This window comes from Anoxybacter fermentans, from assembly GCF_003991135.1.
GTDB lineage: Bacteria > Bacillota > Halanaerobiia > DY22613 > DY22613 > Anoxybacter > Anoxybacter fermentans.
This window is the reverse complement of record NZ_CP016379.1, coordinates 3,236,596-3,250,512: the sequence shown is the minus strand read 5'-3', so window position 1 is coordinate 3,250,512 and position 13,917 is coordinate 3,236,596. Positions and strand designations below refer to the sequence as shown.

The following is a 13,917-nucleotide window of genomic DNA, read 5'->3' as shown; positions in this document are numbered from 1 at the left end:
CAGGCACCCTAATCAATGGGCCCCCCTGGCTCTTGATTAGCTCATCACCTCCTGTGATGAGGCCTTATTTCAACTGAAATCTCACTAAGATGGTTAAACGAAAAATTTCTATGTCGTTCAAAATTAACTTTTTTGCAGTTTAATCATAGGATATAATTTCGACATCTTTTTTTTCTTTCCTGTAATTAAGTAACAGTTCATTATGTAAAATATTAAGAGGAGCTATTTATACAGCTCCCCTTCTGTCAAAACCAACTGTGTATCAAAATTATAAAGATCCCGCAATTATCTTCACTGGGGTACCCACCTGAACCAAATCATAAAGTTCCTCTATATCTTTATTTAACATTCTAATACACCCATGACTCACTGCCTGCCCAATGAGACCCGGGCTATTGGTTCCGTGAATTCCATAATGTGATTTAAAACTCATCCATCTGGTTCCGAATGGACCTCCAGGATTCTTCAATTTATGTCTTATCGAATACTCACCGGTAGGAGTAGGTGTTGATGGTTTACCAATAGCTACCGGATAGCTCCGAATAATTCTTCCATTTTCAAAGAGATATAAACGACGTTCAGCAAGGGAAACAACAATCTTCCTTATTATTTATCCCCCCCTCTGATAATTTACTTTATTTATATGAGGGGGACAAATTTTGTGTTCATCTATATTTTGAATTTCTTTATCTTATCCAAAAGATTTTCAGCCAATTTAGCCAGAGAATTTGCCTCCCGGGCCATCTGTTCAATAGATGCCCCCTGTTCTTCTGTCGCAGCAGAAACTTCTTCCGCATTGGCAGCAGATTCTTCGGCAGTAGCAGCAACATTGCTCATTCGCTCAACAATCTCCTGACTACTCTCAGCAAGATCTGTCACAATCCCCTCTATTTTAAGCATACCTTCAGTAGTCTGAGCCACATGATCTGCAATCCTTTCAAAAGCATTACCAGCATTAATAACTCCTTCCTCACTCTGATTGGTAAGCTGATAATTAGATTCAATTGTTGACGAAACTTCCTGAATCTCCTGGCGAATCTTATTAATCAGCTGACCAATCTGTTGGGCAGAATTAATTGATTCCTCAGCAAGTGAACGAATCTCATCAGCAACAACTGAAAAACCTCGCCCTTGCTCTCCGGCTCTGGCTGCTTCTATTGCGGCATTTAATGCTAAAAGATTGGTCTGATTGGCTATATTATCTATAATATGAATAATTGTTTCAATCTCTTTAGAATCTGCTTCAAAATCTTGAATTTGCTTTCTTAACTTCTCCATTGATTCACGTAGAGAATGCATCTGGCTCATAACATTTTCTACCATTTCATTACCTTTAGTTGCAATTTCATTTGATTCTTTCGCTATCTCCGCAATTTGCTTACTATAACTATTTAATTCTTTAATTTTTGAATTCATTTCCTTTATAATTTGATTTGCATCTTCAATATTATAGGTCTGTGTTTCCATACCAGTGGCAATCTCTTGAATAGAATCTGCCACCTGTGCAGTAATCTGTTCTGATTGATTGCATATTTCAGCCAGGTCCTCGCTTGTAGTTTTTACCTTATCTCCTGCCTCTCTTATTTCTCTTATCATTTCTCTTAAATCTAATATCATGTTATCAAAAGCATTAGCCAATGTGCCCATTTGACCTTTATAATTACCTCCAACTAATTCTGTCAAATCACCCTTTGCACCCTGATCAGCAATCCTATTGATATGTTCTACTGACTTCAATACAAAATATTTAATAAAGAACCAGCATATCAAAGACATTATTATAACACAAATTATAATACCAATTACTGTTATTGGAAATAATTTTCTAGCAGCCGCAAATACCTCTTTTTCTGGCATTTGTACAAATACAGCACCGATTTCAGGAATAGGGCGGTATGAGACAAGCCTTTTACTTCCCTCAAATTCATAATTTGCCGTTCCGGGTTCTTTTAAAGCATGATGAACAAAATCATATTTCTCTCCTAAATTATATTTTTCAACAACTAGTTTTTTATCAGGATGGGCAATTACAATTCCCTGTCGGTCAGTCATATATGCATATCCAGTATTACCAATTTTCTCTTTTCGCAGTAAATCTGTCATAGTCGCCAGATTCACATCTGCTCCCAATACACCAATGAATTGATTATTTTCATCATATACCGGTACTGCCACACTGATAATAGGAAGGTTTGTCGCTATATCTATATATACATCTGTCCAGATTACCCTTCCTTCTTTTTTCGCCTTCTGATACCAGGGCCGAACTCTTGGGTCAAAACCCTCCGGCACATAGACATTAGAAGGTGCATAGTAAAATTCTCCTTCTTCAGTACCTAAATATAACATCTGTAAATCTGAATATTGATCCAGTTTTCTTTGAAAAAGTCGGATTAGTTCTTTTTGGTCTTTTTTCTTCAAATCAGGATGTTCTGATAAATTCAACATTAATTCTCTTTTCTTATCTAAAAAATTTTGGATTTGAATAGATAAAACCTTGGTAACCTCACTGTTATATTTATATATTAGTTGACTTATATTCCCTTTAGATAATTGATAAACAACAATTCCATATGTACCAAAAATTAAAATTAAAAAAATGGATATAACTAAAATTAATCTACGTTCTATATTATCAAAAAAATTCTTCATTATTTACACTCCTTTCAGTTATTAGTATCAGTTGAAAGTAGAGCTAATCACTCTCTCCTACCCTTTCTTGTAATGTAAATTGTTCTACAGACTTCCTCATTCTTGCCACCATTTCAGTTAATACATCGGTTTTGGATGTCATCTCTTCCATAGCTGAAGTAGTCTCTTCTGCTGCTGCAGATACTTCTTCAGTTCCAGCAGTGGTATTTTGAGCAATTGAAGTAACATTCTTTGTAGACTCTACAATCTCATCACTAACGGCAGCCATTGATTTTAATCCATCAGCTATTATTTCTATCTGTTCACTTACACTGGAAACTCCAGTAATAATCTTCTGTAATTCTTTCTCTCCCAATCTGGATTGCTCCTGGGATGTAGTCATTTCTTCTTTTATATGATCAATTGAGATAGCCATTTCATCTACATTGCTCCGAATTATCTCTATAATTTCTAAAATCTCACCTGTAGCCTTTGTAGAATTCTCAGCAAGTTTTCTAATTTCTTCAGCTACAATAGCAAAACCCTTACCCGCTTCACCTGCCCTTGCCGCTTCAATAGCTGCATTTAATGCTAAAAGGTTTGTCTGGTCTGCAATGTTTGTAATTACTTCTGCAATTTTATTAATACCATCAGCATTCGTTTTTAGTTTTGACATATTTTCTACACTATCATCAATAATACTCTTCAAGTCTTCTATTCTTTTGATAACGCCTAATATTAATCTACTTCCCTCTTTAGCATTCTCGTCTGCTTTCTGGGCTAATTCTGCAATATTTTGAGAATTGGTTGCTAGTTCCTTTATACTTGCAGCTATTTCCATAATATTATTGGCAGTGTTTTCTAACTGTTTTATTTGTTCCTGAGCACCGTTAGCCATTTCCGTTATAGAAGCTGTTACTTCTTCCATTGCTGCCGAAGTTTCTTCAATTCCAGAATTTATTTCATTAACGGTTTCCTCCAATTCAATAGTATTATCTTTAACTTCCCATATCTTATCTCGCAAATTCTGTACTACTTGATTTATTGACTTGCCAATTTCAGCAAATTCATCTCTAGAAGTTACTTGAAGATTTACAGTTAAATCTCCTTTAGCCAATTTTTCTACTTCTTGCTTTAAAGTTATCAATTGTTTAAAAATACTTCTTGTAAACATAAAGCCTGTCAATATACATAACCCTATTGCCACCAAAAAAGAATAAAGCGTATTTGGAATAAAATACATTAATACTGCTGTAATTACTGCACACAATACTGATAACATTAAAATTTTCGCTTTCATAAAAATCCCTCCTTCTTTTGGAGTTGTTCCATCAAATTTTCTGCCTTTTTTCAAGGGGCAAAAAAGAAATCCCTTCCCCTGGAATAGTTAGGTAGTAGTTAACCAAACCCAAATTCAATACACCCAGAACGAAGGGACTCATAAGTTATGATTCGTCAACCACTATACAATATCCTCTTAAAATCTTTATTAAATTTTCTTCTTAATCTCTTTTTAGTTTTCTCGCAATATTTCCGTATTGATTTTAAACCATCTAACCAGATTGATGACAGCTACTCTAAATTAAACAGCCTTAATGATTTCCTTTACCTCTTGTAAAACCTGTTTATATTGACTTATTAGATCTTTTCAGCAGAAATATTATATCACATCCAATAAATATAAAACAATATGGGTCTATAATTATAAAAAGGCATTTGCTGACCCCGTTGAATTAATTAGTTGCGAACTAAAAACCAAAGAAAGGAGTCCAGCAAATGCAAGATAATATTATAAAATTTCTTGATTTGCCAGACATTATTGCAACTGAAATTACTTCAACGGAGGACAGGTATATTTTTATTGCTGAAGCAAAGAAAAATCACATTGTGTGTCCTCAGTGTGGTAATATCACTAATAAAATCTATGATACAAAATGGCAAAATATTAGAAACATCCCCATAAGAGGTAAATTAGTAATCATTAGACCTCTAAAAAAAGATATCGTTGTCCTTATTGTCATAAAAGGGGTATCCCTGAAAAATATGAAAGCATTGATAAATATGCCCGTAAAACCAAACGCTTTGATAAATATTTTGCTAAAAAAACTGTCAGCAAGAATTATTCTAAACTTGCTAGAGAAAACGGGTTAAGTTATACAGCTGTTAATAATACAGTTAAAAAAGTAATTGACCCTCTCATTGAACAACAACTTTCAAAACTTAGTTAATTAAAAGCCATCAGTATCGATGAATTTGCAGTTTTAAAACGCCATAAATATGTAGTTAGAATCTTGAGTTAATTGACATTTTACCTACTCACAAAAAGGATGATTTAATTAACTACTTTAATTGTTAGGAAGATGAGCAAAGACGACAGATTCAATCGATCTCTATGGATATATGGTGTCCGTTCAAAGCAGTAGCAGATGCAGCATTTACTCATGAAAAAATTGTTATAAATAAATTTCACCTTGTAACTTTAATGAACAAAGCCCTTGACGAAGTTAGAAAGCAAGTTCAACAAACACTAAATAATCATCAGAGAAGAAAGTTTTTTCAAAGTCGTTTATTACTCCAAAAACGAGCTGAAGAACTGACAGATGAAGAACATAAAAAACTCATCGAATTATTTGAACTCAGTCCAGCTTTAGAAAAAGCCTGGGAACTAAAAGAGAAATTCAGAGACCTATTGCAGCCAGATGATGTAAAAAAAGCCACCAGAGCTCTAAAAAAGTGATATAAAGAACTAATAAAAAGCAAGCTGATGCCTTTTTACCAGGTAAAAAAGATAATACAAAGATTAAGAAGAAAAAATACTAAGATTATTTTAAGATAACCAATGGCTTTGCTGAAGATATCAATAACAAGATTAAATCGATCAAAAGGATTGGATGTGGTGTTCCAAATGTTATGAATCTAAGGAGAAGAGTATTTATAAATGTTTATTCCAAAACCAATTCACCAATCAATTCAACGGAGCCAACTTATTTTTCACAACATTTGACGGAGAGCCAAAATGTTCAATAGTTTTACTTAATTAGCTGGTAAATATTTATTATATATAATTAAACTGCAAAAAGCTAATTTTGAGCGACATAGAAATTTTTCGTTAAACCATCTTAGTGAGATTTTAATCGAAATAAGGCCTCATCACAGGATGTGATGAGCTAATCAAGGGCCAGGAGGGCCCTTTGATTAGGGAGCCTTATTTCGACTGAAATCGAACTTTAGATGGTTCGAAAAATTTCTTTATAAAGCGAAAAATTAGCTTTTTGCAGTAAAATCATACTATGCTTAAAAGAATTAGGAAATTTTTAGCTTTTAGTATCAGTTGAAATAGTAGGCTATTCACTTTCTCTTACCCTTTCTTGTAATGTAAATTGTTCTACAGACTTCCTCATTCTTGCCACCATTTCAGTTAATACATCGGTTTTGGATGTCATTTCTTCCATAGCTGAAGTAGTCTCTTCTGCTGCTGCAGATACTTCTTCAGTTCCAGCAGTGGTATTTTGAGCAATTGAAGTAACATTCTTTGTAGACTCTACAATCTCATCACTAACGGCAGCCATTGATTTTAATCCATCAGCTATTATTTCTATCTGTTCACTTACACTGGAAACTCCAGTAATAATCTTCTGTAATTCTCTCTCTCCCAATCTGGATTGCTCCTGGGATGTAGTCATTTCTTCTTTTATATGATCAATTGAGATAGCCATTTCATCTACATTGCTTCGAATTATCTCTATAATTTCTAAAATCTCACCTGTAGCCTTTGTAGAATTCTCAGCAAGTTTTCTAATTTCTTCAGCTACAATAGCAAAACCCTTACCCGCTTCACCTGCCCTTGCCGCTTCAATAGCTGCATTTAATGCTAAAAGGTTTGTCTGGTCTGCAATGTTTGTAATTACTTCTGCAATTTTATTAATACCATCAGCATTCGTTTTTAGTTTTGACATATTTTCTACACTATCATCAATAACATTCTTCAAGTCTTCTATTCTTCTGATAACGCCTAATATTAATCTACTTCCCTCTTTAGCATTCTCGTCTGCTTTCTGGGCTAATTCTGCAATATTTTGAGAATTGGTTGCTAGTTCCTTTATACTTGCAGCTATTTCCATAATATTATTGGCAGTGTTTTCTAACTGTTTTATTTGTTCCTGAGCACCGTTAGCCATTTCCGTTATAGAAGCTGTTACTTCTTCCATTGCTGCCGAAGTTTCTTCAATTCCAGAATTTATTTCATTAACGGTTTCCTCCAATTCAATAGTATTATCTTTAACTTCCCATATCTTATCTCGCAAATTCTGTACTACTTGATTTATTGACTTGCCAATTTCAGCAAATTCATCTCTAGAAGTTACTTGAAGATTTACAGTTAAATCTCCTTTAGCCAATTTTTCTACTTCTTGCTTTAAAGTTATCAATTGTTTAAAAATACTTCTTGTAAACATAAAGCCTGTCAATATACATAACCCTATTGCCACCAAAAAAGAATAAAGCGTATTTGGAATAAAATACATTAATACTGCTGTAATTATTGCACACAATACTGATAACATTAAAATTTTCACTTTCATAAAAATCCCTCCTTCTTTTGGATTTTTGGTTTTTGTCAACCTTATATATCAAAAAATTGTTTTTATGATTTTACTGCAAAAAGCTAATTTTTCACTTCATACAGAAATTCTTCTAACCATTTAAAGTTCAATTTCAGTCGAAATAAAGCACGCTAATCAATGAGGCCTTATGACCCTTGATTAAGCTCATCACATCCTCATGTGAGGCCATTCTTTTCAATCTCACGAAGATAGTTTAACAAAAAATTTCAATAACACTTAAAATTAGCTTTTTGTAGTTTAATTTGAGAACGAATTCAACGTTTCAGTGTATCTTATCAATAACCGGGAATAAACCGTCTCTTTTTTTAACGTCCATCTTTATTTTTACCCTACAATATTACTTCATCAATCAAAGTTACTTATTAACCTCTGCCAAAAGAATAATAATTTTTTTATTTTTTTGTCAAATGTTATAAAAAGCATTTAAACTCTCTTAGAACCTATTTCCTTCAATTTTTTTTGCTTAACTAAATCATACTTAAAAACTTATTTAAAGATTATACTACAAAAAGCTAATTTTAAGCGACATAGAAATTTTTCGCCAAATCATCTTAGCGAGATTTCCGACGAAATAAGGCCTCATCACAGGAGGTGATAAGCTAATCAAGGGCCAGGAGAGCCCTTTGATTAGAAAACCTTATTTCAGCAGAAATCGAGCATTAGATGATTCGAAAAATTTCTCAAGAAGCGAAAAATTAGCCTTTTACAGTTTAACCATTTAAATAAAAATGCTTACTATTATTTAAAATTTGAATTAAATCAAACTTTCATTTGCAACATGATTCTACAACATAACCCCCTGTTCTTCAGCCAGACTATATTCTGCTTCTACCCCATCTGGTGTAATAATCAGAACCGTACTCCGCTCAATAGCCTCCTTAATTAATTGATCAATCATAAGATCTTTTTCCGCTGCTTCTGCATCTTTAAGTCTGGGCCTGGTAGCCGGAGCATCGGGAACAAAAACAGTGCAGCAATCCTCATAGGGCTGGATAGAAATCTCATAAGTACCGATTTTACGTGCAAGATCCATAATCTCTGTTTTATCCATAGTAATCAACGGCCTTAAAACCGGAATATTGGTTACTGCATTAATCACTTCCATGCTTTCTAGTGTCTGACTTGCTACTTGTCCAATACTTTCCCCTGTAAAGAGCACTTTAGCATTATATCTATGGGCAATCTCAGTAGCCATTCTAAACATCATTCGCCGCATAATGGTAATATGCAGCCTTTCAGGACACTTTAAACCAATAGCTTTCTGGATATTGGTAAAGTAACCAATAAAAAGACGCATTTTTCCACTATACCGGGCTAATACCTTTGCCAGTTCAATCACTTTCTCCTTTGACCGTTCACTTGTAAAGGGGAAACTATAAAAATGAAGAGCATCAATAATGACACCCCGCTTCATTCCTAACCAACCCGCTACCGGACTATCAATCCCACCGGAAAGAAGCAAAAGTCCCCTGCCGCTAGAACCCACCGGAAGACCACCAGGCCCATCTATAACCTTTGAGTAAAGGTAAACATGTTCACTTCTGACCTCTACAAAAACCACAGTATCGGGATTATGTACATCCACCTTCAGTTCTTTCGAAAAATTAATCAATAAGTGGGCCGATACCTGGCGATTGATCTCTGGAGAAATCAGGGGAAAATTCTTGTTAGCCCTTTTGGTCTCAACTTTAAAAGTACCACCATCAGGTAAAGCGTCCTCTAATACCCGTAAAGCCATTTCCTTAATCTCTTCCATATCTAAGCCCGTTTTAACTACAGGACTGAGAGAAACAATCCCGGGTACTCTAGCCAACCGTTCGACAATTTGATCTATTAATCCATCAACCTGACGAAGATATATCCGGCCATAAGTTCGCTCAACATTAAATTGGCCCAGATCCCGGAGACATTCCTTAATATTTCTAACCAAAATCTTTTCAAAGGTTTTTCGGTTTTTACCCTTTAACCCAATCTCTCCATATCGAATAAGAATATCTGTGTACAATCTCCTCACCTCTGCATTAAATTTCGTAATTCAACTACCAGATCAGGTAAATGTTCTAACAGGTATTCTAACTCTTCTTTTTGCGTATGGAAAGATAAACTGATCCGTATTGCACTCTCCAGTTCTCTCTGATTAAGCCCAATGGCCTGTAAAACATGGCTTGGAGCACTCTTTCGGGAGTGACAGGCTGATCCGGTAGAAACATAGATATTAAAATCCTCCAGTGCGTGGAGCAATACCTCTCCCTTAAGCCCTGGAAAGGATAAATTGATAATATAAGGTGCACTTTTGCCTTCTTTTATATCTTCCACCGATTCAGGACCATTGATCTTCACATCAGGAATAAGCTTTTTAAGTTCCTTTAAAAACCATCCTTTTAAATCCTTTAAACGCTCTACATTTGCTTCTCTCTCTTTTACAATCAATTGAGAAGCAAGACCCAATCCTATTATTCCCGGAACATTCTCCGTTCCCGAGCGTATATTCCACTCTTGACCTCCACCTTCAACTAAAGGCTTCAAATTAATTTTCTCATTACAATAAAGTGCACCAATTCCCTTAGGACCATGAATCTTGTGACCACTAATGGTCAAAAGATCCACTTTCATCTGAATCGGATTTAAGGACAGTTTTCCAAAAGATTGGACTGCATCAACATGAAAAATAGTACGGGGATTTATCTCTTTAATCACTTCTCCCATCTTCTGAATTGGTTGAATGGTTCCGATTTCATTATTAACATGCATAATGCTTACCAGAATCGTCTCAGGAGTAATGGCTGATTTTAACTCTTCTATACTGATAAATCCTTCCCTATCAACTGGCAAATATGTAACCTCAAATCCTTCCTCTTCTAACCGCTGAAATGTATTTAAAACAGAAGGATGTTCAATCCTGGTCGTTATTAAATGCCTGCCTCGCTTATTATATTGATAAACAACACCGCGAATGGCCAGGTTATTTGCTTCAGTACCACCCGATGTAAAGATAATTTCTTTCGGTTTAACACCTAATATTTTAGCTATCTGTTCTCTGGCTTTGTTTATCTTTTTCTCCACAGTAATACCCATCCGATGAAGAGATGAAGGATTACCATAATCCTTTTCCATCATCTTTACCATAGCATCAATTACTTCAGGAGCAACCCGGGTTGTAGCACTATTATCAAGATAGACAACCTCTTCCATCCTTATCACCTTCTTTTAATACTTTATCATCTTTATTCTACCCATTCTTGCAATTGATACCCAAACTCATTTTATCATAAATCAACAAAGTAATCCAGTCCACCACAGAGTCTCATAAACCAAAGCGCCAGCTTAAAATGCTGACGCTTGTTATGGACGAATCCGGTAACGATCCCGGGGAAAGAGAGTGGTCTGGCGAATATTTTTATATCCTAAAAGCTGTCCTGTCAGTCTTTCTAAGCCAATAGCAAGTCCCCCATGAGGCGGCATACCAAATTTAAAGACTTCCAGATAGTCGCTGAAACTTTCCACCGATAAACCCCGGGAGATAATACTGGCTTTTAGTTGTTCATAGTCATGAATTCGCTGACCGCCGGTTGTAATTTCCAATCCCCTGAAGAGCAAATCAAAACTGTGGGTCAATCCATCTTCTGCAGGCATAGTGTACATAGGTCGCTTTGCCTGAGGATAGTGGGTGATAAAGACAAATTCAGATCCGTACCGTTCTTTCACATATTTAGCAATTAACCGTTCTCCTTCCGGGTCTAAATCCATCTTAAGATCTTCTTTGCCATATTCCTGACGTAAAATCTCTAACGCCTCTGGAAATTTTATAGAAGGAATCTCATCACCTATCTCCGGCACCTCTACCTCCAATAAATCCAACTCCCTGGCACATTCCTCCTTTATAAAGGCGAAAATTTCTTTAAGCATCCGGGTTTCTAAAGCCATCACATCTCTTTCATCTTCAATAAAGCCCATCTCTAAATCTAGACTAATAAATTCATTGGTATGCCGTGACGTATCATGTGTCTCTGCCCGATAAACATGGCCAATTTCAAAGACCCTTTCATACCCCGCTCCTACTAGCATCTGCTTATAAAACTGAGGGCTCTGGGCCAGATAGGCTTTTTTATCAAAATATTGCACTTGAAAGAGTTCAGTCCCTCCTTCCGTACCTGTTGCCACAATTTTTGGAGTAAAGATCTGGGTAAAACCCTCCTTTTTAAGAAAAGCGGCAAAACCCTGGGCCAATGCTGCCTGAACCTTAAAAATAGCATTGGTCTTTAGATTACGCAAACTCAAAACCCTGTGATTCAAAACTGTATCCAAATTTGCCTTTAATTCTTCGTTGTTAATCTCAATGGGAAGGTCTTCTACCACTTTTGAAATAACTTTCAATTCCTGAACCAAAATTTCCAGCCCCAATTCAACCCGGGACTCTTCTTTCACTCTCCCAATAATTTCAACCACACTCTCCAACTTTAAACCTTTGATATCAATTTCTTTAGTATCCACTACACACTGGACAACACCGGAACGGTCTCTTAAGAGAATAAAAGCAATTCCCCCCAGATTCCGGATCCGATGCACCCACCCCTGAATTTTTACGGTTTCACCAATCTTACCTTCTAACTCCCTTGCCAACTGACGTTTCATTGCAAACAACCTCCCTACATAAATTATTTATCGAAAATCTGATCTGGCCAGAATCAGATATTAAAAAATCCGTCCACATGGCAAGATAAACTATGCCAAGGGACGGAATTATCCGCGGTGCCACCCTTGTTAACCTATCCATTTCAGTAGAACAAAATGCTCTTCAGGCACCTAATTTTATTTTATGATTAAACTGCAAAAGCTAATTTTGAGCGACATAGAAATTTTTCGTTAAACCATCTTAGTGAGATTTCAATCGAAATAAGGCCTCATCACAGGAAGTGATGAGCTAATCAAGGGCCAGGAGGGTCCATTGATTAGTGTGCCTTATTTCGACTGAAATCGAACTTTAGATGGTTAGAAAAATTTCTTTTGGAGCGAAAAATTAGCTTTTGCAGTTTAATCATTTTATAATTTCCTAAAACATTAAAAAAATAAACTCCCACCCCAATATAGGGGCGAGAGTGTAAATTCCCGCGGTGCCACCCTACTTAACCTGAAATGAACAGGTTCACTCTACTTCCCGATAACGGGGGAAAACCGTCCAACCCTACTTACCCCTCAAAAAAGGAGTTTTCGAGTCAGCAATTCCGGGATGTCTTTCAGTAGCGGAGTGCTGATCAGGCTCACACTATCCCTGACTCGCTGGCAGCCTTTCCATCTACCTACTTCTTCCCATCATCATCGTTTTAACCAACTAATTTGTTTTTATTCATCATTATAACTTCCTTACTTTACTCTGTCAAGAATTTTTTAAAAAATTTTATGATTAAAGTCTCTTTTCTTTTAGTATAGCATATATTATAATAAGTATAGCATATTTAACTTATTATCAGATAATTATTACACACATTTTTATAAGGAGGTTATTTAATGAAGCAGGTAACATTAAGTTTGATTAAAGCCGATATTGGTGGATTTCCCGGGCATGTTGGCATTCACCCTAATCTAATCGAGATAGGAGAAAGAGAATTAATGAATGCTAAGAAAAAAGGAGATATTATTGACTATCGGGTTATGAAAGTAGGTGACGACCTCCAGCTTCTTTTCTATCACCAGCATGGAAATGACTCCCCTTTAATCCATGAACTGGCCTGGCAAACTTTTAAAAAAGCAGCAAAAGAAGCTCACAGGCTTAGATTATATGGAGCAGGTCAGGACCTTCTGACCAATGCATTCTCCGGTAATGTCAAAGGAATGGGCCCAGGAGTTGCAGAATTGACTTTTAGTTTGCGCCCTTCAGAACCGGTAGTAGCCTTTATGATGGATAAAACAGAACCCGGAGCATTTAATCTACCCCTTTACCGCATCTTTGCTGACCCATTTAATACAGCAGGACTGGTAATTGACCCATCTCTTCAAGGCGGTTTCGTTTTTGAAGTATGGGATATCATGAAACACACCTCTGTAAGGTTAAAAACCCCGGAAGAGTCTTATCAACTACTGGCTTTAATCGGCGCTAAAAGCAGATATGTGATTAAACATGTCTATCCTGGCCCAGATCATCCAAAACTGAACCCTGAAATTCCTGTAGCCAGTGTAAGTACCGAAAAACTTTCCCAAATCGCCGGAGAATATGTTGGTAAAGATGATCCGGTAGCTTTAATACGATGCCAATCAGGTCTTCCAGCATTGGGTGAAGTACTAGAACCTTTTGCTCTTCCATATCTTGTTAGTGGCTGGATGCGAGGAAGCCATAATGGCCCAATAATGCCCGTCTCTTTTGATGACGCCAACTGCACCCGATTTGATGGCCCACCCAGGATCGTAGCTGCAGGTTTCCAGATTACAGAAGATCAACTGGTCGGTCCCGCTGATCTTTTCAAAGATCCAGCCTTTGATGAAGCTCGTAAAGAAGCAAGTAAAATCGCTACCTACTTAAGACGCCAGGGACCTTTTGAACCACACCGCTTACCCCTACAGGATATGGAATATACAACTCTTCCCCAAATATTAAATCACCTTAAAGACCGCTTTACTACTCTCTAATAAAAAATGAGCCTACCTTGATTCGTCTTCCTTTTCAAGGTAG

10 protein-coding genes, 2 pseudogenes and 1 other annotated feature are annotated in these 13,917 nt (G+C 36.2%); of the genes and pseudogenes, 5 read left to right on the top strand and 7 right to left on the bottom strand.

All coding sequences use genetic code 11. From position 1 onward, the window contains the following. Positions 1–268: 268 nt before the first annotated feature. From BBF96_RS14740 to BBF96_RS14730, 3 genes are all read right to left on the bottom strand, one after another. On the bottom strand, positions 269–598 hold the full coding sequence (locus tag BBF96_RS14740; RefSeq protein ID WP_257792030.1) for a L,D-transpeptidase: 330 nt from the start codon (positions 596–598) through the stop codon (positions 269–271). Positions 599–669: 71 nt separating this feature from the next. Continuing rightward, a complete protein-coding gene (locus BBF96_RS14735) occupies positions 670–2,652 on the bottom strand; it encodes a methyl-accepting chemotaxis protein (RefSeq protein ID WP_127017854.1) in 1,983 nt (660 codons plus the stop codon). A gap of 43 nt (positions 2,653–2,695) precedes the next feature. After that, positions 2,696–3,931 (bottom strand): methyl-accepting chemotaxis protein, encoded by a 1,236-nt coding sequence (locus BBF96_RS14730; protein ID WP_127017853.1) that lies wholly within the window; start codon positions 3,929–3,931, stop codon positions 2,696–2,698. A 476-nt stretch (positions 3,932–4,407) separates the two neighbouring features. On the opposite strand from BBF96_RS14730, the pseudogene BBF96_RS17660 reads away from it, so the two are divergent. The 4 genes and pseudogenes from BBF96_RS17660 to BBF96_RS17560 all read left to right on the top strand — a co-directional run. After that, a pseudogene (locus BBF96_RS17660) lies at positions 4,408–4,605 on the top strand (ISL3 family transposase); the annotation flags it as partial. A gap of 56 nt (positions 4,606–4,661) precedes the next feature. Further along, positions 4,662–4,859 carry a transposase family protein gene (locus BBF96_RS17565; RefSeq protein WP_418655027.1) on the top strand — a complete coding sequence of 66 codons (198 nt, stop codon included), beginning with the start codon at positions 4,662–4,664 and terminating at the stop codon, positions 4,857–4,859. Positions 4,860–5,005: 146 nt separating this feature from the next. Beyond that, positions 5,006–5,368: pseudogene (locus tag BBF96_RS14720) on the top strand (ISL3 family transposase); the annotation flags it as partial. A 95-nt stretch (positions 5,369–5,463) separates the two neighbouring features. Next, positions 5,464–5,658 carry a transposase gene (locus tag BBF96_RS17560; protein ID WP_127018296.1) on the top strand — a complete coding sequence of 65 codons (195 nt, stop codon included), beginning with the start codon at positions 5,464–5,466 and terminating at the stop codon, positions 5,656–5,658. A 317-nt stretch (positions 5,659–5,975) separates the two neighbouring features. On the opposite strand, the gene BBF96_RS14710 is transcribed toward BBF96_RS17560, so the two are convergent. The 4 genes from BBF96_RS14710 to aspS form a co-directional block, all read right to left on the bottom strand. Continuing rightward, the gene (locus BBF96_RS14710; RefSeq protein WP_127017850.1) at positions 5,976–7,211 is read right to left on the bottom strand and encodes a methyl-accepting chemotaxis protein; all 1,236 of its coding nucleotides are present in this window, start codon (positions 7,209–7,211) and stop codon (positions 5,976–5,978) included. Positions 7,212–8,037: 826 nt separating this feature from the next. Then, positions 8,038–9,258, bottom strand: a complete 1,221-nt coding sequence (gene thiI, locus BBF96_RS14705) for a tRNA uracil 4-sulfurtransferase ThiI (RefSeq protein WP_127018295.1) — start codon at positions 9,256–9,258, stop codon at positions 8,038–8,040. 5 nt (positions 9,259–9,263) lie between these two features. After that, positions 9,264–10,445 (bottom strand): cysteine desulfurase family protein, encoded by a 1,182-nt coding sequence (locus BBF96_RS14700; protein ID WP_127017849.1) that lies wholly within the window; start codon positions 10,443–10,445, stop codon positions 9,264–9,266. Positions 10,446–10,595: 150 nt separating this feature from the next. Further along, entirely contained in the window at positions 10,596–11,885 is a 1,290-nt protein-coding gene (gene aspS, locus BBF96_RS14695) for an aspartate--tRNA(Asn) ligase (RefSeq protein ID WP_127017848.1), read from the bottom strand. Between the two features lie 451 nt (positions 11,886–12,336). Then, positions 12,337–12,576 (bottom strand) — a binding site (T-box leader). 182 nt (positions 12,577–12,758) lie between these two features. On the opposite strand from aspS, the gene fbp reads away from it, so the two are divergent. After that, positions 12,759–13,874, top strand: coding sequence for a fructose-1,6-bisphosphate aldolase/phosphatase (gene fbp / locus BBF96_RS14690; protein WP_127017847.1), 1,116 nt, complete (start codon positions 12,759–12,761; stop codon positions 13,872–13,874). The last annotated feature ends 43 nt before the right edge of the window (positions 13,875–13,917 follow it).

Bases quoted from the DNA above. Each gene is read 5' to 3' on its own strand.
- aspS (WP_127017848.1), bottom strand. From the start codon at position 11,885: ATGAAACGTCAGTTGGCAAGGGAGTTAGAAGGTAAGATTGGTGAAACC.
- BBF96_RS14700 (WP_127017849.1), bottom strand. From the start codon at position 10,445: ATGGAAGAGGTTGTCTATCTTGATAATAGTGCTACAACCCGGGTTGCT.
- BBF96_RS14710 (WP_127017850.1), bottom strand. From the start codon at position 7,211: ATGAAAGTGAAAATTTTAATGTTATCAGTATTGTGTGCAATAATTACA.
- fbp (WP_127017847.1), top strand. From the start codon at position 12,759: ATGAAGCAGGTAACATTAAGTTTGATTAAAGCCGATATTGGTGGATTT.
- BBF96_RS14730 (WP_127017853.1), bottom strand. From the start codon at position 3,931: ATGAAAGCGAAAATTTTAATGTTATCAGTATTGTGTGCAGTAATTACA.
- BBF96_RS14735 (WP_127017854.1), bottom strand. From the start codon at position 2,652: ATGAAGAATTTTTTTGATAATATAGAACGTAGATTAATTTTAGTTATA.